22 protein-coding genes are annotated in these 22,601 nt (G+C 71.2%); 9 read left to right on the forward strand and 13 right to left on the reverse strand.

Annotation, left to right across the window (positions count from 1 at the left end; all coding sequences use genetic code 11):
- Positions 1-43 precede the first annotated feature (43 nt).
- A complete protein-coding gene (locus ACZ7CD_RS34300) occupies positions 44-472 on the reverse strand; it encodes a MarR family winged helix-turn-helix transcriptional regulator (protein WP_360397227.1) in 429 nt (142 codons plus the stop codon).
- 135 nt (positions 473-607) lie between these two features.
- On the opposite strand from ACZ7CD_RS34300, the gene ACZ7CD_RS34305 reads away from it, so the two are divergent.
- The 3 genes from ACZ7CD_RS34305 to ACZ7CD_RS34315 all read left to right on the forward strand — a co-directional run bounded on the left by ACZ7CD_RS34305 (position 608) and on the right by ACZ7CD_RS34315 (position 2,137).
- Positions 608-1,210, forward strand: a complete 603-nt coding sequence (locus tag ACZ7CD_RS34305; RefSeq protein ID WP_360397228.1) for a hypothetical protein — start codon at positions 608-610, stop codon at positions 1,208-1,210.
- Position 1,211: 1 nt separating this feature from the next.
- On the forward strand, positions 1,212-1,430 hold the full coding sequence (locus tag ACZ7CD_RS34310) for a DUF6343 family protein (protein WP_360397229.1): 219 nt from the start codon (positions 1,212-1,214) through the stop codon (positions 1,428-1,430).
- Between the two features lie 95 nt (positions 1,431-1,525).
- Positions 1,526-2,137, forward strand: coding sequence for a TetR/AcrR family transcriptional regulator (locus ACZ7CD_RS34315; protein WP_360397450.1), 612 nt, complete (start codon positions 1,526-1,528; stop codon positions 2,135-2,137).
- Here the strand turns inward: ACZ7CD_RS34315 and ACZ7CD_RS34320 are convergent.
- The 3 genes from ACZ7CD_RS34320 to ACZ7CD_RS34330 are packed head-to-tail and all read right to left on the reverse strand — an operon-like array spanning position 2,125 to position 5,090.
- Entirely contained in the window at positions 2,125-3,465 is a 1,341-nt protein-coding gene (locus tag ACZ7CD_RS34320; protein WP_360397230.1) for a dihydrolipoyl dehydrogenase family protein, read from the reverse strand. The two genes, ACZ7CD_RS34315 and ACZ7CD_RS34320, sit on opposite strands and share 13 nt — an antisense overlap.
- Positions 3,466-3,485: 20 nt before the next feature.
- Positions 3,486-3,848 (reverse strand): VOC family protein, encoded by a 363-nt coding sequence (locus ACZ7CD_RS34325; RefSeq protein WP_458433822.1) that lies wholly within the window; start codon positions 3,846-3,848, stop codon positions 3,486-3,488.
- Positions 3,849-3,860: 12 nt separating this feature from the next.
- Positions 3,861-5,090 carry a hypothetical protein gene (locus ACZ7CD_RS34330; protein WP_360397232.1) on the reverse strand — a complete coding sequence of 410 codons (1,230 nt, stop codon included), beginning with the start codon at positions 5,088-5,090 and terminating at the stop codon, positions 3,861-3,863.
- A 268-nt stretch (positions 5,091-5,358) separates the two neighbouring features.
- On the opposite strand from ACZ7CD_RS34330, the gene ACZ7CD_RS34335 reads away from it, so the two are divergent.
- A complete protein-coding gene (locus ACZ7CD_RS34335) occupies positions 5,359-5,484 on the forward strand; it encodes a hypothetical protein (RefSeq protein WP_360397234.1) in 126 nt (41 codons plus the stop codon).
- Between the two features lie 157 nt (positions 5,485-5,641).
- Entirely contained in the window at positions 5,642-6,145 is a 504-nt protein-coding gene (locus ACZ7CD_RS34340) for a DUF3145 domain-containing protein (RefSeq protein WP_157529558.1), read from the forward strand.
- Positions 6,146-6,173: 28 nt separating this feature from the next.
- On the opposite strand, the gene ACZ7CD_RS34345 is transcribed toward ACZ7CD_RS34340, so the two are convergent.
- The 4 genes from ACZ7CD_RS34345 to lanKC all read right to left on the reverse strand — a co-directional run bounded on the left by ACZ7CD_RS34345 (position 6,174) and on the right by lanKC (position 12,425).
- Positions 6,174-7,892, reverse strand: coding sequence for an ABC transporter ATP-binding protein (locus tag ACZ7CD_RS34345; protein ID WP_470380547.1), 1,719 nt, complete (start codon positions 7,890-7,892; stop codon positions 6,174-6,176).
- Positions 7,892-9,511 (reverse strand): ABC transporter ATP-binding protein, encoded by a 1,620-nt coding sequence (locus ACZ7CD_RS34350; protein ID WP_470380548.1) that lies wholly within the window; start codon positions 9,509-9,511, stop codon positions 7,892-7,894. The genes ACZ7CD_RS34345 and ACZ7CD_RS34350 overlap by 1 nt, the downstream gene beginning before the upstream one ends.
- A gap of 142 nt (positions 9,512-9,653) precedes the next feature.
- A complete protein-coding gene (locus ACZ7CD_RS34355) occupies positions 9,654-9,818 on the reverse strand; it encodes a SapB/AmfS family lanthipeptide (protein WP_154697009.1) in 165 nt (54 codons plus the stop codon).
- Positions 9,819-9,857: 39 nt separating this feature from the next.
- A complete protein-coding gene (gene lanKC / locus ACZ7CD_RS34360) occupies positions 9,858-12,425 on the reverse strand; it encodes a class III lanthionine synthetase LanKC (RefSeq protein ID WP_470375791.1) in 2,568 nt (855 codons plus the stop codon).
- Between the two features lie 602 nt (positions 12,426-13,027).
- Between lanKC and ACZ7CD_RS34365 the strand changes: the two genes are divergently transcribed.
- A complete protein-coding gene (locus ACZ7CD_RS34365; RefSeq protein WP_360397243.1) occupies positions 13,028-13,594 on the forward strand; it encodes a hypothetical protein in 567 nt (188 codons plus the stop codon).
- 193 nt (positions 13,595-13,787) lie between these two features.
- Here ACZ7CD_RS34365 and fabF read toward each other — a convergent pair whose 3' ends face one another.
- The 5 genes from fabF to ACZ7CD_RS34390 all read right to left on the reverse strand — a co-directional run bounded on the left by fabF (position 13,788) and on the right by ACZ7CD_RS34390 (position 18,603).
- A complete protein-coding gene (gene fabF / locus ACZ7CD_RS34370) occupies positions 13,788-15,023 on the reverse strand; it encodes a beta-ketoacyl-ACP synthase II (protein ID WP_470380549.1) in 1,236 nt (411 codons plus the stop codon).
- Positions 15,020-15,256, reverse strand: coding sequence for an acyl carrier protein (locus tag ACZ7CD_RS34375; RefSeq protein WP_360397247.1), 237 nt, complete (start codon positions 15,254-15,256; stop codon positions 15,020-15,022). Before ACZ7CD_RS34375 ends, fabF begins: the two co-directional genes overlap by 4 nt.
- Before the next feature lie 34 nt (positions 15,257-15,290).
- Positions 15,291-16,268 carry a beta-ketoacyl-ACP synthase III gene (locus ACZ7CD_RS34380; protein ID WP_360397249.1) on the reverse strand — a complete coding sequence of 326 codons (978 nt, stop codon included), beginning with the start codon at positions 16,266-16,268 and terminating at the stop codon, positions 15,291-15,293.
- Entirely contained in the window at positions 16,265-17,194 is a 930-nt protein-coding gene (locus ACZ7CD_RS34385) for an ACP S-malonyltransferase (RefSeq protein ID WP_470380550.1), read from the reverse strand. Before ACZ7CD_RS34385 ends, ACZ7CD_RS34380 begins: the two co-directional genes overlap by 4 nt.
- Before the next feature lie 194 nt (positions 17,195-17,388).
- Complete coding sequence (locus ACZ7CD_RS34390) at positions 17,389-18,603, reverse strand: PucR family transcriptional regulator (protein ID WP_360397253.1); 1,215 nt, start codon at positions 18,601-18,603, stop codon at positions 17,389-17,391.
- Between the two features lie 126 nt (positions 18,604-18,729).
- Between ACZ7CD_RS34390 and ACZ7CD_RS34395 the strand changes: the two genes are divergently transcribed.
- The 3 genes from ACZ7CD_RS34395 (at position 18,730) to ACZ7CD_RS34405 (ending at position 22,480) form a co-directional block, all read left to right on the forward strand.
- Positions 18,730-20,292: an alpha/beta hydrolase gene (locus tag ACZ7CD_RS34395; RefSeq protein WP_360397255.1), complete on the forward strand. Its 1,563-nt coding sequence runs from the start codon at positions 18,730-18,732 to the stop codon at positions 20,290-20,292.
- Between the two features lie 215 nt (positions 20,293-20,507).
- Positions 20,508-21,278 (forward strand): mechanosensitive ion channel family protein, encoded by a 771-nt coding sequence (locus tag ACZ7CD_RS34400; RefSeq protein WP_360397257.1) that lies wholly within the window; start codon positions 20,508-20,510, stop codon positions 21,276-21,278.
- A gap of 143 nt (positions 21,279-21,421) precedes the next feature.
- Positions 21,422-22,480: a glucose-1-phosphate thymidylyltransferase gene (locus ACZ7CD_RS34405; protein ID WP_360397259.1), complete on the forward strand. Its 1,059-nt coding sequence runs from the start codon at positions 21,422-21,424 to the stop codon at positions 22,478-22,480.
- Positions 22,481-22,601 lie beyond the last annotated feature (121 nt).

Consider the following 22,601-nt stretch of genomic DNA (forward strand, 5'->3'; position numbering starts at 1 on the left):
TCGCATTCTCCTGCCCGCACTCCGTCGTCTGAGCGCAGACTGGCTAATCTACACGCATGTCCGCGTGGTGCAGGTAGGCCTTCCGCAGCAGTGTGGTCAGTGCGACCCGCTCGGGCTCGGTCAACGACGCCAGCAGCTCCTCCTCGTGCGCCCGCGCCGCCTCCAGCCGTTGCCGCAACGCCTCGCGCCCGGCCGCGGTGATCGACACGGTGAACCGCCGCCGGTCCCGCACGTCACGCCTGCGCTGGGCGAACCCGCGGCCCTCCAGGTCGTCGAGCACCGACACCAGGTCGCTCGGGTCCATCCGCACCTGCTCGCTGATCCGCTTCTGCGCGACCGCCTCCTGCTCGGCCAGGCAGGCCAGCACCGTCACCTGGGGCCCGCGCAGCTCCCCCCGGCCCAGCCGCCGCGCCTCGCGCACCAGCTGCAGCATCAGGTAGCTGGGCAGACGCAGGAGCTGATCGATGCTCATCACTTCAGCATAGGAAAGATCCGTCACACGATCGTGGATTGCGCAGCGTGGTCGACACCCCCGGACGAGGGCCGCACGGGTGAGCATCGGGGTGACGTTTCTCCACGGAGCACCGCGGGACGGCAAGGTGGGGGTATGACGCGCGCGGAGATCGTCCGGCTCGCCCGCTGCGTGGTGCGCCGGCCACGGTGGCAGCTCGCACTCGCGGTGCTGCTGTCGGCGTGGCTGCTCGCCTGGGTCCTGGGCCAGCTCGCCGCCCACCCGCCGACACCGCTCGGCCTGCTCTCCTGGACCGGCCTGCCCCTGCACGTCGCGACCGCCTGGGCGCAGGACCGCGCCGACGTCCTCGCCTGGCTCGCCACCCTGGGCGGCCTGAGCTGGGCGGCGACCACCGAACAGGGGCAGCTGCCCGCCCTGGCCGGCTGGTTCGCGGTGCTCGTCGCCGGTGAGGCGGCCGGGTACGAGCACGCCGTGCAACGGGCGATGCTCAGCATGCTCGTGTTCCTGGCCGTCCTCGCCGTCGTGTCGCTCACCGGGCGGCGTGCGTTCGTCGTCGACCGGGTCGCCGTCATGCCCAGGGACGTGCTGAGGGCCGCGACCACCGCCGCCGTGCTGACCGCCGTGGTGCCGCTCATCGCGCCCGGTGTGGCGCTCACCCGCCTCGTTCAGCCCTACGTGACGAAACCGCCGCGGCCGCTGAGGTCGGTTGAGGCGCCGCTGCTGCGGGAAACCGGGTGAGGTGAGCGACTACCTCCCTCCGCCCGCCCCGCCGCGCAGCGCGCTGACGCTGCGGCTGTGGCTCGCCGGCTTCGGGCTGGTCTTCAACTCGGTCGCCGGGTGGCTGGCCCTGCGCGCCGACCTCGTCTGGCTCGCCGTCGTGCTGTGGCTGCTCGCCGTCGTGTGCCTCGTCGACCTCGCCTGGGTGGCCCGCCGCAAACGGCGCGGAGATCCCGGCTGAGAACTGCCGGGAACCCGTGCTTGGGCTTCGGCCGTCCGATGGATGAAGATGTCGTTGTGCATGAAGATCCGGCCAGGGGCAGGTTGGCCAGGGTGATGCGTCGGCAGCCGGTGCAACAACGCGGTGCGGCCACCGTCTCCGCGATCCTGGACGCTTGTGCGAGCCTGCTGAACGAATACGACTACGACGACATCACCACGGCGCGCATCGTCGACGTGGCCGGAGTGCCCATCGGTTCTTTCTACCAATACTTCCCGGACAAGCGGTCCGTGGTGCACGCGCTCGCCTTGCGCGGTATGGAGGCATATCTGAGCGAGGTCGAGGAACTGTTCTCCAGCGACCTCATCGCGGACACCTGGCGCGAGGCCATGACCCAGGTCGTCGCCGTCTACATGCGGATGCTGGCGGAGCTGCCGGGCTTCGGCCGGGTGCGGTTCAGCGACATGCTGGACAGCCACCGGCTCGACTCCAGCGTCGACCAGTACGAGCTGATGGCCGAACGGCTCGCCGAGATGTTCGTCAACCGCTTCGGCGCGCACGGCGACGCACCGGTCATGCTGACCTTCCGCATCGCCGTGCAGACCGCGGACGCGTTGTTCAAGCTGGCCGAACGGGTCGACCCCGACGACCGCGCGTACGTGGTCGGCACGGCGAACGAGCTGCTCACGGGCATGCTCGGCGGCGTGCTGGAACCTCAGAGGCCGTAAGCCTCCAGCATCCGCAGCCACACCTCGCTGATCGTCGGGTAGGCGGGCACCGCGTGCCACAGCCGGTCGACGGTCACCTCGCCGACGATCGCGATGGTGGCGGCGTGCAGCAGCTCGGCCACGTCCTGGCCGACGAACGTGACACCGACCAGGGTGCGGGTGCGCTCGTCGACGACCATCCGCGCCTTGCCGCTGTAGCCGTCGGCGTGCAGCGACGACCCGGCGACCGCGATGTCGAGGTCCACGACCTTGACATCGCGTCCGGCTGCCCGTGCCTCCTCCGCGGTGTGCCCGACGAAGGCCACCTCGGGGTCGGTGAACACGACCTGCGGCACCGCCACGTGGTCGGCGCTGGCCTGGCCCGCCGACCACGGCTCCGGCTCGGAGCCGCGCGACCGCTCCAGGATCGCCGACCCGACCGCCCGGCCCTGGTACTTGCCCTGGTGGGTGAGCAGCGCACGCCCGGTGACGTCACCGGCCGCGTACAGCCACCGCCCGTCCACGCCGGACACGAGACCGGTGTCGTCGATGCTCATCGGCTTGCCGTCCTTCGTCGCCGGCACCCGCCCGGTCGCGACGAGGATCTCCGCGCCCCGCACGACCCGGCCGTCCCGCAACGTCAGCGCGCCCGGCTCGACGGCCGCGGCGCGCGCGTTCAGCAGCACCTCGACCCCGTCGGCCCGCAGGCCCTCGGCGACCAGCGGCCCGACGAAGTCCTCCATGCGCGGCAACGGGCGGTCGCCCGACACCACGAGCGTCACCTTCGACCCGAGCCGCGCCCACGCCTGCGCCATCTCGACACCGACCACGCCGCCGCCGAGCACCACGAGCGACTCCGGCACCGCGCGCGCCGACGTGGCCTCGCGGGACGTCCACACCGGAGTGTCGTCAATGCCGTCCAGCGGCGGCATCTTCGGCACGCTGCCGGTGCACACCACCACGGCCAGCCGCGCCCGGTGCACCTCGCCGCCGACGGTGACCTCGCGTTCGCCGGTCACCTCGCCGTCACCGCGCAGGACGGTGATGCCGACCGACTCGGCCCACTGCACCTGACCCGCGTCGTCCCAGTCGGACGTGAACGAGGTGCGCCGCTCCAGCACCGCCAGCGGGTCGAGGCTGCCGCCGACCACGCCCTTGACCCGCTGGGCGGCCGCGAGCGCGTGACCGGAGCGCAGCAACGCCTTGGACGGCATGCACGCCCAGTACGAGCACTCGCCGCCGACCAGCTCCTTCTCGACCATGGCGGTGGACAGGCCACCGGCGGCCGTCCGCCAGGCCACGTTCTCACCCACGGGGCCACCACCGATGACGATGACGTCGAAATCCATGGCGCCACACTAGAACGGTTCTAGGTGAGCCACAGGAGGCAGAACGTGTGCCCGACCGGGTCGGTGTAGACGCGGTAGTCGTCGGGGTTGTCGCGCGCGAGCAGCTTGGCCCCGAGCGCGAGCACCTGGGACTCGGCGAGCTCCACGTCCTCGACCAGCACGTCGAGGTGGAACTGCTGCGAGCCGTGCGGGTCGGGGAACACCGGCGGCACGTACTCGGGCGCGCGCTGGAACGCGATCCGCGTGCCGCTCGCGACGACCACCACCCAGTCGGGGTCCTCGCTGCCGGCGAGGCGTTCGCCGCCGAGGAGCTTCTCGTAGAACGACGCCAGCTCGGAGGGGTCGGGGCAGTCGACCACCACGGAACGAAGTTGTCCGATCATGCCCTCCACCCTCTACCGGGAGGTGGGCAGCCGCAACGCCTGCTTGGCGATCGGGTCGAGCGCGGCGTCGCCGGCCCCGCCGGACCACACCACGAACGCCAGCTGGACGTGGCTGCCCTTCACGCCGCTCGCGAACGTCGCGTTCGCCAGCGGGTTGCCGTCCGGCGCGTTCACGCCACCGGAGCCGGGGGCCGCCACGATCGCGTGGAACGCCTTGGCGCTGGGGGCGTCCATCACGTCGAGGTCCGCGACCAGCACGGACGCCTTGCGGCCGTTGACGGTCGTCTCGTAGGTGGCGCGCTGGACCCGGCCGCACTCGTTCGCCACCAGCCAGGCCTTGACGTCGCCGAACGCCTGCGCAGCGCAGTCCTCGTCCTGCTGGGCGTCTCGGGGGACGAACGTCGTGCCGTCCACGACCACCGTCGTCGGGCCGGGCGGCGGCGTCTCCGTGGCACCGACCTGCGGGTCACCGCCGGGCAGCGCCACGACCAGCCACACGAGCAGGACCAGCACGAGCAGACCGGCGCCCGCGAGGTGGGGCCAGCGCAGCTTGACCGGCCCGCGCCTGCCCACCGGCGGTCGCACGCCGATCTTCGGGATCAGCATGGTGCTGGCGGAGGCCAGGTCGGGGGAGACGGCGTCGGAGAAGCCCTCGCCCAGCAGCGACGCGGTGTCCGGCGGCGTGCCGGTGGTCTGCAGGACGGCGAGCAGCTTGGCCGCGTGCTCGGCCGAGCACGGCACCGCCGACGTGGCCAGCTCGCGTGCCGCGGTGAGCAATGTGGACGGTTTGGGGTGCAGCACCCGCACACCGCGGTTGAGGTCCGCGGAGGGTTGCACGACCTGGCTCACGAACGGGCCGACCGCGACGACCGTGCTCACCGGCAGCGGTTCGGCGCGCATGGCCTGCAACCGCTGGGCCACCGCCGTCGCCGCCGCCACGGCCTCGGTCGCCGGGTTCGGCATGCCGTCCTGGCTGACCAGCGGCCAGCCGTCGATCGTCCACGTCCCGCCGAGCGGGGCCTCCAGCTTCACGGCGGGGTCGGGCAGGTCCACGCCCACGATCACCAGCACGCCCTTGGGCAACACCACGACCGCGTCCAGCGGCACCGGGCAGTCGGGGGGCTGCACGCCGGTCAACGCGACCCCGCCGAGCACCTCCGTGCCCGCGCCGCACGCGGTGAGGGCAGCGCGGACGTCCGCCCCGATGGCCGAGGGTTCAGCGCCCAGACGGATCAACCGCACGAGTCCCCACCTTTCCGCACGGGGGCACACCGTAGCGCTCCGGGGTCGTTCACCTGCGGCCAGTCGAGACGTTGCGTGACACCCGTCACCGGAAAGTGGATCACTCGTTGGATGGATTACCTGCCTATGTTCACGGAGGGTCCAGTTGCAGACGTGCTGCACTACTCGCCGTGGTGCCCGTGGCCGCCGCCTCCCCTGTCGCGGCGGCCACGACAGGTCGTCGGCAACTCCTGGGCCGTCCGGTGGCGGGGCGTTCGACCCTGGCCCGGTGACGGTCAAGCCGCAGCACGGTCCCGCCCTGCTCGACCTGGGCACGTCCACCACGATCGTCGCCGCGGTAAACGCGCTGGAGATCACGATCACGCATCGCTCGGCAGGGGAGATCGGGACTTAAGACCTGTATCTGACCCGGTCGGGTGATGATCGAGCTGGTTCTTATGGCGGACATGCCTCAAGTCGAGGCAGAATGCAGCGAACGGGTTCCACGGTGATCACCTCACTCGGCAAAGGCGTAGGGGAAGACGTCCCTCGTCGAGTAGCGGAGGTCAGCAGTGAGCACCCGTGGCAGCACCAGTGGCGTGGTCTACGTCCACTCGTCGCCGTCTGCGGTCTGTCCGCACGTCGAGTGGGCGATCTCGGGCACCCTTGGCGAACGAGTGGACCTCAGGTGGGCAGCGCAACCCGCGGCACCAGGACAGTTGCGCGCTGAATGTGCGTGGGCCGGTGACGCCGGTACCGGCGCGAAACTCGTTGCTGCGCTGCGCGCGTGGCCGATGCTCCGTTTCGAGGTGACCGAGGAACCGTCCCCAGGTCAGGACGGAGAGCGCTTCTGCTTCGCGCCCGTGCTGGGGTTGTGGCACGCGCGCACTTCGGCGAACGGCGACATCGTCGTGAACGAGGACCAGCTGCGTGCGCTGGCCGCACGCTCCCGCGGCGGTGAGTCCTTCGCGCACGGTGTCGACGAGCTCCTCGGCGCGGCGTGGGACGACGCGCTGGAACCGTTCCGCCGTGCCGGCGACGGCGCGCCGGTCACGTGGCTGCACCGCGTCGGGTGAGCGCCCGGCCAGTCCTGAGTGGACCCCGCTACCGGTTGGGCAGCGGGGTTCGCTCGTGGTGGGTGGGGTCCCAGGCGAGCATCAGCCTGCCGTAGGTCGGCGAGGTCTCCAGCAGCTGCTCGTGCGTGCCCAGAAGAGGCGCGCCACCGTCCATGACCAGCACCCGGTCCGCCCGCAACGCCGAGCTCAGCCGGTGTGCGATCACCACGAGGACGCCCTTCCTGGCCGCGAACGCGCGCTCCACCCGCGCCTCCGCCGCCGGGTCCAGGTGCGAGGTCGCCTCGTCGAGGATCACCACCGCCGCCGGCGTCGCGTGGACCCGTGCCAGCGCGAGCAGCTGCGCCTCTCCGGCGGACAGCCCTTCGCCCGCGTGGCCCAGCCGTGCGTCCAGACCGCCCAGCCGGTCAAGAAGTGGTTTGGCCCCAATGCTTTTCACCGCCGCGAGGAGCTCGGCGTCGGTGGCCTGCGGCGCCAGCAGGGCGAGGTTCTCGCGCACGGTCCCGGTGAACAGGTAGGTCTCCTGCGGGATCAGCGCGATCGCCTGGTGCCGGACCGACGGCACCACCCGGTCCACCGGCCGCCCGCCGAACAGCACCTCGCCCCGGTCCGGTGGCATCAGACCGGTGAGCAGACCGGCCACAGTGGACTTGCCGATGCCCGACGGCCCGACGACGGCCAGGTGGTCGCCCGGTCCGATGCACAGGTTCAGGTCCTTCACCACCGGCACGGCGTCCGGGCTCCAGCCGAACGTGACGTCTCTGAGGGTGAACTCGCAGCTGACGGGCACCTCCACGCCGTCGTCGCCGGTCTGCCGCGGCGCAGCCTCCTGAAGTCGTTTGAGTGCGACCATCAGCCGCATCACGACGGTGCTCGTGGTGCGGGCCAGGCCGTGCAGCGCCGGGTTGACGCTGTTGGTCAGGTAGACGACCGCCGCCAGCACCGCGCCGGTGGTGAGCTGACCGGACGCCACCAGCGGCGGTGCGAACGCGACGAGCAGCACGACCGGTGCGAAGCCGCCGAGAGCGATCACGGTGGCCCGCAGGGCGTTCGCCCAGGCCACCGCGACCGTCGCCGCCGCCTGCTCGTCGACCTGCGCCCGGACGTCCGCGAACGCCTCCTGCTCGGCCCGGCACGCGGCGACGTCGCGCAGCCCGGTGAGCACCCCGCCGGTCGCCTCCGCGGTGCGTTCCTCGGCCATGACCGCGTTGCGCTGCCGTTTCGCCAGCGACGGCAGCAGGAACCCGAACAGCACCAGCGCCGCGACGATCGGCAGGACGACGAGCCAGACCAGCGCGGCCGCGGTCGTGGCGAGCCCGACGAGCGCGGCGACCGTTGTGACCAGCAGCGCGCGGGCCTGCACGAGCACGCCGGCGGTGGCGTCGCGGACCACCTCGACGTGACGGGTGATCATCGCGACGGCGCTGGCGTCCGGGGTGCGGCGGTGCGTCCGGTTGTTCAGCACGCCCTTGACGACCTGCGTGACCAGGGCGTCGCGCATGGGCTCGACGACATCGCCGAGCCGGGCGAACACCTGGCGCTGACCGAGCGCGCCGGCGACGGCGAGCGCGGCGAACGCGAGCAGCCACAGCAGCCCGGCCACCGGGCGGCCCGCGGCGAACCCGCTGTCCACGGCGGTGCCGACGAGCTTGCCGCCGAAGAACGCCGGGATGCCCTCCAGCGCGGACCAGGCGAGCAGGACGAGCACGCCGCGGCGGTGCCCGGCCAGCGTGGAGAGGTAGAAGCGCATCACTCGCCCCCGGTGAACACGGCGCGGTACTCCTGGTCGTCCCACAGCTCCTGGTGGGTGCCGGTCGCGCGCACCCGGCCGTTCTCCAGCCACACCACCAGGTCCGCGCGGGCCGCCGTCGCCGGCCGGTGCGTGACGACGACGCGGGTGCGGCCGGGCAGCGCGGTGGTGAGCGCGTCGTCCACCCTGGCCTCGGTGACGGTGTCCAGGCTGGCGGTCGCGTCGTCCAGCACGAGCACCTCGGGGTCGCGCACGATCGCACGCGCGAGGCCTATCCGCTGCGCCTCACCGCCGGACAGCGGGGCGTCGGCGACCGGCGTCTCATACCCGTGAGGCAGCCGCACCAGCACGTCGTGCACCTGGGCGGCGACGGCGGCGGCGCGGACCCGCGCCTCGTCCGCGTCCGTTCCGTAGGCGATCGAACGACCGATCGTGGTGCCCAGCAAAGCGGGGCGCTCGAAGGCGTACCCGACGTCGCCGGACCGCGCGACCTCACCGGAGTCCACAGGGGACAGTCCGCCGAGCACGGCGGCCAGCGCGGACTTGCCCGCGCCGGAGCTGCCCACGACCGCGCAGAACGCGCCGGCCGGGACGACGAGGTCGACGTCGTGGAGCGCGCCGTCGACGCTGACACCGCGCAGTTCGAGTGCCCCGTCGCGGGGGGCGCGGGCGAAGGGGCGGTGCGGTGGCGGGGTGTCGAGCACCTCGGCGATCCGGCCGGCGGAGGCGCGGGTGCGTTCCAGCACGGTGAGCTGGGTGATCTGGCCGACGATCCCCATGCCCAGCGCGGCGTAGCCGAGGGCGGCGAGCACGTCACCGGCGCTCAGCCTGCCCTGCAGCACCCCGAACCCGGCGGCCGCGAGCACCGCGACCTCCACGGCGGGCAGCAGGAGCCCGGCCCGCCACATCATCCTGGCCTGGGTGCGCCACATCCCGGCGCCCGCCGCGGCGAGCCGGGGGAGCGGCTGCAGCACGCGGCGCGTCTCGCGGTCGGCGAGACCGGCGGCGGAGATCGTGCGCAGGCCGGACACGGAGTCGAGCAGCCGGGCCGAGACCTCGCCGGAGACCTCCTGGTAGGTCAGCACGTCGTCGGCGGTGAGGCGCAGGTGGGTGCGGATCAGCAGGCCCGCCAGCGGGGCGCTGACCAGGAACACCGCGGCGAGCCGCCAGTCCAGCAGCGCCAGCGCGACGACCGAGCCCACCGACGACACGACGCTGACGAGCAGGCCGATGACCGTGACGGCGACACCGCCCGCGTTGCCGCAGTCACCCGTGACGCGGCTGACGGCGTCGCCGTGGGCGAACGGCGCGGGGTGACCGATCGTGAGCAGCTGCCGGGACAGCCGGTGGCGCAACCACGCGGTGCCGCGGGCGGTGATGCTCGCCGCGAGCACGATCCCGATCGCGTCGCCGACGATCTCGACCGCGGCCAGGACCAGCAGGAACAGGATCGTCGCGAGCACGAACCGCCCGCCCAGCGCCATGTCGACGGCACCGGCCAGCGCGGCCGGCAGCAGCAGACCGGCGGCGGTGGTGACCGCGGCGTTGAGGAGCAGCAGCCACGGCCGGTAGTCGCGCTTGACGGTGGAGAACAGCAGAGCGTCACCGGGTTTGGTCATCGCTGTTCCTCCCGAGGGCGTCAGGGCGCATCATGAGCGAGGGCCCGACAGCTGGCCGGCTGCCGGGCCCTGCAGGTGGCGGATGAGCGGCATACTTCGCCTATGCCGCTCATCGGCCGGGGTAGCTCAGTTGTGGAACAGCTCAGCAGGCCAGCAGGCTGACGGTGCTGTGCGAGCAGGGGAGCAGCAGCGAGGCGTTGGACGCGGTGGTCGAACCGCCGCCACCGCCGCCGGAGCCGCCGCCCGCCAGCACGTTGGCCGGCGCCTCGGGGGTCTCGAGGTCCTGCATGTCGAGGATGAAGCCCATGACGGTCTCCTTGCTAAGAGGGATCTTGCTGGATCACTGCTACCGGTCCGCGAGGACCGGGGTCTGGGTCCTCCCCAGGAAGGGGAGGGGAGCGCGGCCGTCCACAGCGGACGCGATGGCGAGCAGGACGCCCGCACCGCCGGTGGTGAGGTCCATCGACATCCGGCGCAGCTGCACACCGGGGAACGCGAGCCCGCCGCCGAAGCGCACGGCGTGCCAGCCCAGTGCCCGCAGGTGCTGCCGGATCGAGCGCTCGTACCGCTCGTCCGGGCGGTGGCGCGTCGCGTGGGCGAGGGTGGCCAGCTGACCGGCCCTGCCCAGCGTCAACGCCGGTTGGATGACGAACTCGCTGGTACAGGCGTCGAGCAGGCCGGGGAGCTGCTCGACGCACGGGCGTTCCGGTGCGATGGCGGCGAGCTCGGTGAGCACGAGCGCGATGCCCGCACCGCCGATGCCGACGTAGGGCAGCGACCGGAAGTTGCCGTCCCGCACCTGCAGCGAACCGTCGAGCGCGACCATCGTCTCCGCCAGGTCGCGTTCGAGCGCCTGCTCGGCGAGGTCGAGCCAGCGGTGTTCGCCGGTGCGGTCGAACATCCGCAGGAAGAACAGCGCCGGACCGGACCAGCCGTGCAGCAGTCCCGCCCGCGCCTTGCCACCGGGACCCGGTGCGTCGGCGAGCTGCCGCGCGAGCCGTTCGGCCAGCACCTCGGCCTGCTCCGCGAAACCGTGGTCGTGCCGGGAGTCGGCGAAGTGCAGCAGGTTGAGCCCGATGCCGGACAGGCCGGCGCTCAGCCCGTGGTCCTGCGTGGTCGCGACGAGCGGCGCGTAGCTCTCGACCAGCTCGGCCGCGAGGTCGTGGTGGCCGAAGTTCTCCAGCACGTGGGCGATGCCGTGCGCGCCGACGTAGAACCCGGGCTGCTTGGGCGGTTCCCTGCGGACCGACGCGATCAGCCAGTCCTCGTGCTCGGGGTACCGGCCCTCGCCGCTCACGTCGAGCGCGTGCAGCACACCCGCCGCGCCGTAGGCGAACCCGGCTCCGCCGACCTCGAACTGCTCGATGTCGCCGGGGAACAGCCGGTCCTTCCGCTGCGGGGTGGCGCTGTGCAGGATCGCGGTCGCGATCTCCTTGCGCACCAGCGTCCAGTCCGGTTCCTCGTCGTCGAACGCGGTGAACGCCGGATCCGCCGGCGGGTCGACCCGCGGCCGGAGGACGTCGACGATGCCCCGGCAGTACTCGTCGTCGAGCCCGAAGCGGTCCCGCACCACCCGCACGTGCTGGTCGAGCTTCGCGGGTGAGAGCTCCAGGACCGCGTTGAGCGGCAGGAAGATCCACAGCTTGAGCGCGGCCAGCGGGTAGGCGTCGATGTCGAAGCCGTCGCGGTCGGCCGGTGCCTGGAAGCCGGGGGCCCCGAGCGTCGGCCGGTGCAGGTCCTCGATCGTCGACGACAGCTCGAAGTCGATCAGCGAGACCTCGTCGTCCTCGTCGACCAGGACGTTCATGGTGTGCAGGTCGCCGAAGACGACGCCGCGTTCGTGCACCCGCGCCACCAGGTCCTCGACCTTGCGCACGAGGGAGAGCGCGCGGTCCCGGTAGGCGGTGACCTTCTCGTCGCCGGCTTCCTTGTGCGTCAACGGGTAGTTCATCCCGAGCCACTGGCCGAGCGACCGGCCTGGCATGAACTCCATGGCGACGAACAGGTGCTCCCACTCGGTGAAGCGGTCGTACACCGCGGGAACGCCCCGCACGCCGGCGAGCCGGGTGAGCACCTCGTACTCGCGCTCCAGCCGTGCCACCGCGTCGCGCCCCTCGCGGTCGAGCCCGGCGTGCGGCCGCGCCTCCTTGAGGACGACCTCCCTGCCGTCGCTCTTGCGGGTCGCGAGGTACACGCCGCCACCGTTGGAGAAGTGCAGCGAGCTCTTGATCCGGTAGGGGAACTTCTCCGGGTCACCGGCGTTGCGCTCCGCGAGGTGCGGCGCCAGGAACTCCGGCAGCTCCACCCACTCCGGCAGGCTGAACACCGGCTTGCGCTGGTCGGCCACGAGCTCGCCGCCCGGCCCCTCGATCGCGAGCACCTGCTGCCCGTCGACCTCGAGCCACTGCTCGGAGAACCCGCCGTAGCGCACGTACAGCGGCCCCTTGCCGTAGCGCAGGTCGCTGAGGATGTACGCGCCGTGCTGCCCGTCGAGCACCGCGGCGAGCTCGGTCAGGACCTGCTCCAGCTGCTCCGTGCTCGTCGGGTAGATCGTGATGAGCTTGCCGCTGCCCTCACGGGGCGCGTACTTCGAGTTGCGCGCCAGCACGATCGAGACGGTCTGCAGGTACTTGAACGGGATCCGCCGCTCGACGCAGTAGTCGAAGGTCGCCTTGAGCACCGCGGTCGCGTTGTCCAGGCCGGCCGAGACGTGGATCTTCCACCCCTGCTTCGGCAGCTGCACCCCGTGCGGGTGCAGGTGCCGCCAGACGTTGCGCTCGGCCTGCACCCAGCCATCCGGAAGAGCGGGCAGCTGGTGCGCGAAGTCATCGCCCGGGAGGCCGCTTTCGGTGCTGCTCTGCAGATCGTAGAACCGTCGATCCGCGAAGCAGAACGCCTCGTATCTGAGATCCACCGAATTACCTCCCTCACTGTTTCGCAATTCCGTTGACGCCGCATATTCCCGCACATTTTCGAAGCTATGGCCAATCCGCCATTGGGGGCATATGGGTAACCCGTTCGTGTCCGAAAGACCCGGGGTTACCGGCGCGTATGTTGCTCAGAGTAAAGAGGTTTGGAGCCAGATCACCCGGTTGAGAGGTTTCTGATCGATGAGTCAGCTTCGCTTGCCGGGCACCTCGCTAAACGGCACCAGCGCGTTCTTTTAATTGCGAAGCGCTGACCTGCGGTATTCCACACGGTTCGCGACGTATAGTTAGGGGTGGGCAACGGTCGGACACGGCCCGTGTCCCTTGGGCTGTCCGGGTGAAGCCGAAAATCGCGACATATGCGCGTTTGATGCGGCCGAATGGCGGTAGGGTTACCCCCGAAGGAACTCATTCGGAGTATGGGATTGGTCATCAACTTTTTATGTGCCAATCATTGTCTTGCCACATGCAACCGTTGATCACGACACAATCTCAACTTTTCGAGTGAATCTTTCTTTCCGGTGTAACGGAGCACCGGGTGCGTGCGACCCGTGATCACCCCCGGTGCGCGGGGTCTAGGCTTCCTCGGGTGGGGAGCGCAGCGAGTCGCTGGCTGGTGCCGGCCGTCGTGGTGATCACCGGTGCGGCCGTCGCGGCCGGAATGGTGGGCAGGGCCGTGTACCTGCGCCCCGCGGAGGCCTCGGGAGAACCCGCCGTCGCCTCCTCCGCAGGGCAGCTGCCCGGATCGCCGGAGGTGCGGCTCAGCGCGGACTCGTTCACCCACCCCGACCGCCAGCAGGTGCAGTCGGTGCTGCAGCGGTACTTCGACGCCATCAACGCCCGCGACTTCCGGGCCTGGTCGGCCGCGGTGTCCTCCCGCCGCGCGTCCCAGGCGGTCGAGGAGACGTGGCGGGCCGCCTACGAGACCACCCGCGACGGCGGGGTGGTCGTGCAGCGCATCGAGTCCGACGTGGTCGGGCGGCGGGTGCGGGCGCTCATCTCGTTCGTGTCCACGCAGGACGTCGCCAAGGCCCCCGTCGCGTTGCCGGAGGGGTGCATCCGGTGGCGGGTCGTGTACGTGGTGGTGCGGGAGGGCGGGGAATGGCGGGTGGACGAGGCCCCGGAGAACCGGACGCCGCAGATGGAGCGGTGCTAGCGGCTCGTCGCCGACCTCCACCGTTCGAGGGTTCCCGCTGACTCGGCCGCCCGACGGCTCCCGCCGGCCCGGCAACACGTCCGCGAGTGCCACCGGCTCGCGCTTGCCCACCCACCGGCCGCCACTGGCCTAAGCCGAGAAACGGCAGCGCCCCGGTCGCCGAAGCGGACCGGGGCGCTGCGCACAGCGGGAACTAGACCGAGGTGAAGGCCAGTGCCACGTTGTGACCGCCGAAGCCGAACGAGTCGTTCACGGCGGCGTCGAGCTTGATCTTGCGGGGCTCACCGGCCACCACGTCCAGCGCGACCGCGGGGTCCAGGTTCTCCAGGTTCAGCGTCTGGGGAACGATGCCGTCGCGGATCGACAGGACGGTGATGATCGCCTCCACCGCGCCCGCCGCGCCCAGCAGGTGCCCGAGGGCGCCCTTCGGGGCGGTGAGGACCGGGTGGTCGCCGATGGCCTTGCGGACGGCCACGGTCTCCGCCACGTCGCCCACCGGGGTGGAGGTGGCGTGGCAGTTCACGTGACCGACGTCGGACGGGTCGATGCCGCCGGACCGCAGGGATGCGGCGATGGCACGCGACTGGCCGACGCCCTCGGGGTCGGGGGCGGTGATGTGGTAGCCGTCGGCGGAGGTGCCGATGCCCGCCAGGCGGCCGTAGATCTTGGCGCCGCGGGCCTCGGCGAACTCGCGCCGTTCCAGGACCATGACGCCCGCGCCCTCGCCGAGGACGAAGCCGTCGCGGGCCGTGTCGAACGGGCGCGAGGCCTTCTCCGGCTCGTCGTTGCGGGTGCTCATGGTGCGGGCCTGGGAGAAGCCGGCCACCGGGATGGCGGTGATGCAGGCTTCCGCGCCGCCCGCCACGACCACGTCGGCTTCGCCGGCCTTGATCATGCGGTAGGCCCAGGCGATGGCTTCCGCCCCGGACGCGCAGGCCGAGACCGGTGCGTGCACGCCCGCCTGCGCCTTGAGCTCCAGGCCCACGTGCGCGGCCGGGCCGTTCGGCATCAGCATCGGGACGGTCAGCGGCGACACCTTGCGCAGGCCGTGCTGCTCCAGGAGGTCGTCCTGGGTCAGGAGGGTGATCGCGCCGCCGATGCCCGTGCCGATGATGACGGCGAGGCGCTCGCGGTCGACGGTGTCGTCGTCGTGGCCCGCGTCGGCCCACGCCTGGCGCGAGGCGACGATGGCCACCTGCTCCGAACGGTCCAGGCGCCGCGCCTCGACGCGGGGCAGGACCTCGGTGGGGTCGACGACGAGCTGCGACGCGATCTTCACCGGCAGGTCGTACTTCTCGACCCAGTCGTGGGTCATGGGGCTGACCCCGGACTTGCCTGCCAGCAACGCGTCCCAGGTGGACGTCACGTCACCACCGAGCGGGGTGGTGGCACCCAGCCCGGTGATGACGACGTCGATGTTCGAACTCATGCGTTCTTGGTGATGTAATCCACCGCATCACCAACGGTCTTGAGGTTCGCCAGCTCGTCGTCCGGGATCTTCACACCGAACTTGTCCTCGGCCTGGACGGCGATCTCGACCATCGACAGCGAGTCGATGTCGAGGTCGTCCACGAAGGACTTGTCAGCGGTGACGTCGTCGGCGGCCACACCGGCGACCTCTTCGACGATCTCGGCAAGACCGGTCAGGACGTTGTCGCTCACTGAAGTTCCCTTTCGATTGACACACTCTGGAAAATCACGGGCACCGGACCACCTGTCCCGCGTAGGACAGTCCTGCGCCGAACCCGACCATCAGCACCACGTCTCCGCTGGAGATCTCGCCCGCCGACCGCATGTGGTCCAGTGCCATGGGGATCGAGGCCGAGGAGGTGTTACCGGATTCGACGATGTCTCGAGCGACCTTCAGGTCCTCGCGCGCACCATTCTTGCGCAGGCGCTTGGCGATCGCTTCGATGATCCTGAGGTTCGCCTGGTGCGGGACGAACACGTCCACGTCGGACAGTTCGACACCCGCCAGTTCGGCTGCGCGGATCGCCACCGGGGCGACCTGCGTCGTCGCCCACCGGAAGACCGCCTGGCCCTCCTGGTGGATGAACGAGTCGCGGTCGTCGATCCTGATGACCTCGGACATGGAACCGTCCGAGCCCCAGGCGACGGGGCCGATCTCGTTCGCGTCACCGGCGCCGACCACGACGGCACCCGCGCCGTCCGCGAAGATGATCGCGGTCGAGCGGTCGTCCTGGTGGGTCCAGTCGGTGAGCTTCTCCGCGCCGATGACGAGGATGTTGCGCACGGTGCCGGCGCGGACGATGTCCGCCGCGGTCGCGACGGCGTAGCAGAAGCCCGCGCACGCGGCGTTGAGGTCGAACGCGGCCGCTGCCTGGATGCCGATCCTCGTGGCGACCTGGGCGGCGGCGTTCGGGATGGTCGACGGCATGGTGCACGTCGCCACGATCACGCCGCCGATGTCCTCCGGCGTCAGGCCCGCGTCCTCGATCGCCTTGGTGCCCGCGATGACGGACATGTCGACGACGCCCTCGTCCTTCGCCGCGACCCGGCGGTTGGCGATGCCGACGCGCTCGCGGATCCACTCGTCGGAGGTGTCCATGCGCTGGGCGAGGTCGTGGTTGCTCACCACGGTCTCCGGCTGGTAGCTGCCGAGACCGAGGATGCGGCTCCCCGCGGCTGCCCGAGGGGCCTCGAAGGTCGTCACCGGGTCTCTCCCGCGGTGACGAAGAGCTCAGCGACCTTCTCCAGCTGGTCGGGCGTCTTCAGGGCGAGGGTGGCGGTGCCCTTCATCGCACGCTTGGCCAGACCCGTGAGCGCGCCAGCCGGCGGCAGCTCGACGGAACCGGTGACGCCCTTCTCGACGAGGGTGGCCTGGCAGACGTCCCAGCGCACCGGGCTGGTGACCTGGGACACCAGGCGGCGCAGCACCTCGGCGCCCTCGGTGACGACGGCGCCGTCCTTGTTGGACAGCAGCGGCAGCGACGGGTCCTGCGTGACGACTTCGGCGGCACGGGCGCGCACGGCCTCTTCGGCGGGCGCCATGTACCGGGTGTGGAACGCGCCCGCGACGGCCAGCTTGCGGACCTTCGACGTGCTCGGCGGGTTCTCCGCGAGCTCGTCCAGCGCGGTCCGCGGACCGGCGGCGACGATCTGGCCCGCGCCGTTGCGGTTGGCGGGCACGAGACCGAGCTCCTCCAGGCGGGCGAGGACCTCCGGCTCGTCGCCGCCGAGCACCGCGGCCATGCCGGTCGGCTCCAGCGCGCACGCCTCGGCCATCGCACGACCGCGCACGGCGGCCAGGGCGACGGCGTCATCGGCGCTGATCACGCCGGCCATCGACGCGGCGGCCAGCTCGCCGACCGAGTGGCCCGCGACGACGACGTCGGCGGGCAGTTCGAGGCGGCGGCGCAGCTCACCGAACGCGAGCAGCGCGAGCGCCACGACCAGCGGCTGGGTGATGGCGGTGTCGACGATCTCCTCGGCCTCCGCGGTGGTGCCGAGCCGCACCAGGTCGAGACCGGTGAGGTCCGACCACGTCCGCACCTGCTTCTCCGCCCCCTCCAGTTCGAGCCAGGGGGTGAGCATGCCGGGCGTCTGGGACCCTTGGCCGGGCGCGAGGAGTGCGATCACGTCGATTACTAAAGCCGGTCGCCCCGCCGGCGCCCCATGCCGGAAAGGACGAAGTACGGCGATCGTATTTGTAGAGACCCTACAAAAGTGTCCTCGCGATGCGCCGGGCGTGACGTCACCGCAGCTCAGCGGGGTACCAGGTCGTTTGGCCCTCACTCCACCGGATGTGTGCGAACTCCGTCACAGGAGGCGGGCTACCACAGCCCCCGGGAGCGGGCAAGTCGCCCTACAGACAAAGCGACGCGAAGCACAAGTGCGTCTCGAGCGTCATGTGCATTTCTTCCCGTCATTTCCTGAACGCGCCGAAGGCGATATCTGACCGTGTTCGGGTGCACGAACAACCGTTTCGCGCACGTCTCCAGCACGCCGCCGACCTCCAGGAACGCGTCCACGGTCTCCAGCAGCGCACCGCCGGCGTCCTCCAGCGGCCGCGCCACCCGGTCGACCAGCTGCCACTCCGCCTCGGGGTCGCCTGCCAGCGCGCGTTCGGGCAGCAGGTCGAGCGACCGCACCGGCCGGGGCGCCGCCGGCCAGCCGACGACCGCGCGCAACCCGCTCAGCGCGTCGCTGGCGCTGCGGTGCGCCTCGGACAGCGACGACACGGTCGGTCCCGCCACCACCGGGCCCTCGCCGAAGCCCTCGGCGATGCGGCCCAGCACGTCCTCACCGGTGTCGGTCGGCCCGCCGAGCACGACCACCAGCCGCGAGCCCTGCACGCTGAGCAGCACCGGGCGGCTCGCCCGCGCCGCCTTGCTGCGCACCGAGTAGACGATCGTCGGCGGGTCCTCCCCGCCGGGGTTGCCGACCAGCACGGTCGCCTCTGCCGCCGGGTCCCAGCCCAGCGCGGCGGCCCGCGACAGCAGCGACTCCTCCGGATCACCGCGCACGATGCCGTCCACGACCAGTGCCTCCAGCCGGGCGTCCCACGCACCGCGCGCCTCGGCCGCCGTCGCGTACGAGGTGGCGGCGGAGAACGCGATCTCCCGGCCGTACCGCAGCACGCCCTCCATCAGCAGCGCGCGCTCGGTCTCGTCTGCGGCCATCGCCGGCATCTGCTCCTCGAACAGCTCCAGCGCTATCCGGACCAGCTCGACGGTTTGGCGCAGGCTCACCCAGCGGGAGATGTCCTTGGGGGCGCTGCGGAACGCGTCCGCGGTCAGCCGGATCGCCTGCTGCCGGTCGTGCAGCCACTCGACGAACCCGGCCACGCCGTTCTGGATCAGCAGCAGCACGCTCGCCCGCTGGTCCGCCGGCATCCGCGCGAACCACGGCAGGCGCCGCTCCATCTCGGCGACGCTCGCGGTGGCGAGGTTGCCGGACGCGCGCTCGATCTTGCGCATCGTGCGCGGCGACAGGACCGGAGGGTGCACCTCCTCCTTCGTGTTCTCGGAAGTCGGGCTGCTGGTCATGTCCGCAGCCTATGCCGTGGCGGCGGACATCACCGGAACAGGTGACACAAACCCGTGGCGGCGCCTGAGCGGCCATACCTTCGGGCACCAGATGGTCTTCAGTTCGTCCGGCGCGGAGGTTTCGTCTTGCACAGGTACCCGGCACTCGCCCTCGGGGTCGTCGCGGTCATGGCCGTGGGCACGGCCGCGTCCGCCGACCCGCCCGACCCACTGGCCGAGCTCGTCGCCCAACCGGTGAAGTGGGCGCCGTGCACGGGAAAGCTGACCGAGCTGGAGTGCGCGACGCTCGTCGCGCCGCTCGACTACACCAAGCCGGGCGGCGACCGGATCAACCTGACGGTCAGCCGCAAGAGGGCCACGGCACCGGAGCGCCGCCGCGGTGTCCTGTTCACCAATCCGGGTGGACCTGGCGGGTCCGGGCTCGGCCTGCCGCAGTTCCTGGCCAAGTCCGACCTCGTGCAGGTCTACGACCTGATCGGCATCGACCCGCGCGGCGTCGGCGGCTCGACCGCGCTGAACTGCCGCACCGCGCCCGCGATCGCCGAGCCCGAGTCCCGGCCCGCGGACTCCGAGTTCGGCAAGTGGGCGGCCGAGGCGCGCGAGGCCGAGGAGGCCTGCCAGCGCTCCGCCGGCGGGATCAGGCAGTTCGTCAGCACCCCGAACACCGCGCGGGACATGGACCTCGTGCGCGCGGTGCTCGGCGAGCCGAAGATCAACTACCTGGGCTACTCCTACGGCACGTACCTGGGCGCGGTGTACGGGACGCTGTTCCCGGACCGGCTCGACCGCAGCGTCCTCGACAGCGCCGTGCACCCGGAGTGGATCTGGCACGAGCAGTTCCGCCAGCAGGCCGTGGCCTACCGGCGCGACGCCGAGGCGTGGGCGGCGTGGGTGGCGGAGCGCAACGAGAAGTTCGCGCTCGGCAAGTCCCCGGCCGAGGTGCTGGCCGCGGTGGAGTCGGTCGCCGCCAAGCTGCACGCCACGCCGGTCGAGGGCCACACGCGGTCGTCGTTCGACGGCGCCATGGGCGTCGGGTCCCGCTACCGTCCTCTGTGGACCGACCTGGCCGACATCGTGGCGAAGCTGAGGTCGGGTGACCAGCCCGCGAACGCCCAGGGCGCCCAGGCCGCCCAGCTGCTGGCCAGGACCGGGCTGCAGGAGCTGCGCTCCGGTGTGTTCGACACGGTGACCTGCGAGTCCGACTGGCCGACGGACCTGGACACCTACTACGAGGACATGCGCACGTTCCGCGAGCGCTACCCGTACGGCTACGGCATCATCCGCGCGGCACCGATGACCTGCACGTTCCGCTCGTTCACCCCGCCGGAGCCGCCGGTGCGGCTCGCGCGTGCGGGTTACCCGGTCGGCATCGTCGTGCAGGCGGAGGGCGACACGCAGACGCAGTACGCCGGCGGCCCGGCGATGGCGAGGCGGCTCGGGCACAACCTGATCACCGTCCTCGACGAGGGCAAGCACGGCCTCTACAACGGCGGCAACACCTGTGTCGACCGGAAGGTCAACCGGTACCTGATCGACGGCGCCCTGCCCGGCAGCAGCTCCGAGTGCCTGGGTGACCCGCGCCCGAACGTGCCGAAGGACGGCTCGGGAACCACGGCGGAGGCACCCGTGCTGTCGGCCGAGCACATCCAGCAGTACCTGGACGGCCGGGGCCTGAGCGCCCTCCCGTAGGAGACCCGGAAATGTGGAAGCGCCCGACACGGAGCGTGTCGGGCGCTTCCCTCTCCCCGGTCCCCACCGGTAGTTCCACTCTGGACTGTATTACGACAAAAATCCACGTCAGCCACCCTTTCGTGTCACAGTGTCGCTGTTGCTGAGTGGTCTGATCCGCGAAACGATCACCTGGTCGGAGCTTCACTCACCGCAACTTCGTTCTAGGAGGGCCCGTGGGCTCGCAAATCACCGAGGGCCTGGGCCAGGCGTGGGCGATGGTGGCCACGTTCGTGCCGAAGCTGCTCGGCTTCCTGCTCGTCCTGGTCATCGGCTGGTTCATCGCCAAGGCGCTCTCGAAGGGCGTGAGCTTCCTGCTGAAGCGCGTCGGCTTCGACAAGCTCGTGCAGCGCTCCGGCCTGACCGGTGCGCTGAAGCAGTCGTCCATGGACGCGACCGGCCTGATCGCCAAGATCGTGTACTACTTCGTGCTGCTGATCGCGCTGCAGCTGGCGTTCGGCGTCTTCGGCGCCTCGAACCCGGTCAGCACGCTGCTGAACGAGGTCATCGCGTACCTGCCGCGCATCGTCGTCGCGCTGGTGCTGGTGATCGTCGCGTCGGCGATCGGCACCGCCCTGCGCGGCCTCGTCACCGGTGCGCTGGGCCAGCGCTCGTACACCCGGCTGCTGGGCAACATCACCTACGGCTTCGTGATCGCGCTGGGCGTCATCGCCGCGCTCAACCAGCTCGGCATCGCCGTCTCGGTGACCATGCCGGTGCTCGTCGCCGTGCTCGCCACCGTGGCCGGTGTGGTCATCATCGGTGTCGGCGGCGGTCTGGTCCGCCCGATGCAGGCGCGCTGGGAGGGCTGGCTGAACCGCGTGCAGGAGGAGGCGCAGACCCGGTCGCCGATGCCGCGCGCGTCGCAGGAGGTGCCGGCGAACGTCAGCGGCCGGATGGGTGACGCCCCCACCCCGCCGTCGGGCACGCCGATGTCCGACCGGTAGTTCCCACCTGCTGGAAAGGGGCCTCGCGCAAACATCACGCGCGGGGCCCCTTCCTCGTGTTCTGACCGTTCTCCAGCTGTCGTCCAGCGCGCGGCCCGACGCTCGTCCCCACCCGAACTACCCGCTGCCGCGGTGGAGGACCCATGAAAGCTCTTGTGCTGTCCGGAGGTGCGGGGACGCGGATGCGCCCGGCCGGGTACCCGCTGCCGAGGCAACTGGTGCCCATCGCGAACAAACCGGTGCTGGAGTACGTGCTGGAGAACCTGCGCGACATCGGCATCACCGAGATCGGTGTCGTCGTCGGCGAGAACGGCAGCGAGATCATCGAGATGTTCGGCGACGGCGCCGTGCTGGGGGTCTCGCTCACCTACCTCGACCAGGACTTCGCGCTGGGCGTCGCGCACTGCGTGAAGATCGCCCGGCCGTTCCTCGGCGACGACGACTTCGTGCTGTACCTGGGGGACTACGTCCTCACCGACGGCATCGGGCAGATCGCCGACGAGTTCGCGCGGCTGCGGCCGTCCGCCCAGGTGCTCGTGGACAAGGTGGAGGACCCGCGCCTGTACGGCGTGGCGGAGGTCGACGAGAACTCGCGCGTGACGCGGCTGATCGAGCACCCGCGGGAGCCGCGCAGCGACCTCGCGATGATCGGCGTCTACTTCTTCACGCCCGCGATCCACGTCGCGATCGACTCGATCGAGCCGTCGTGGCGCGGCCAGTTCGAGATCACCGACGCCCTGCAGTGGCTCGTCACGCACGAGCGCGACGTGCGGGCGCGGATCTACTCCGGGTTCTGGAAGGACACCGGCAAGGTCGAGGACGTGCTGGAGTGCAACCGCGAGCTGCTGATGGGGCTGCGCGGCGACGTCCAGGGCATCGTCGACGACGAGTCGCGGCTGATCGGTGACGTCGTGGTGGAGGAGGGCGCGCGCGTGGTGCGGTCGTGCATCGTCGGGCCCGCGATCATCGGTCCCGGCACGCTGGTCGAGGAGTCGATCATCGGCCCGTACGTGTCGATCGGCGCGGACTGCCGGATCACCGAGTCCGGCGTGGCTGACTCGATCGTGCTCAGCGAGGCGTCGGTGCACAACGTGTCCGGCATCGAGACGTCGCTGATCGGGCGCCGCGCACGGGTCGGTTCGGCGGGCCGCCACCGGCTGGTCGTCGGTGACGGCGCACACGTGGACGTGGCCGCCGCCTGACCAGCCCACCCCTGCCTCTCCCGGCATCTGCAAGTACCACTCGGTGTCAGAGTTGGTGGTGCCGCTGGTGATCAGCGGTTAGTGTCCGGCCCTGGTCGTGGGGTGACTCTCAAGTACCACG

This window comes from Lentzea sp. NPDC036949 (genome assembly GCF_055608075.1).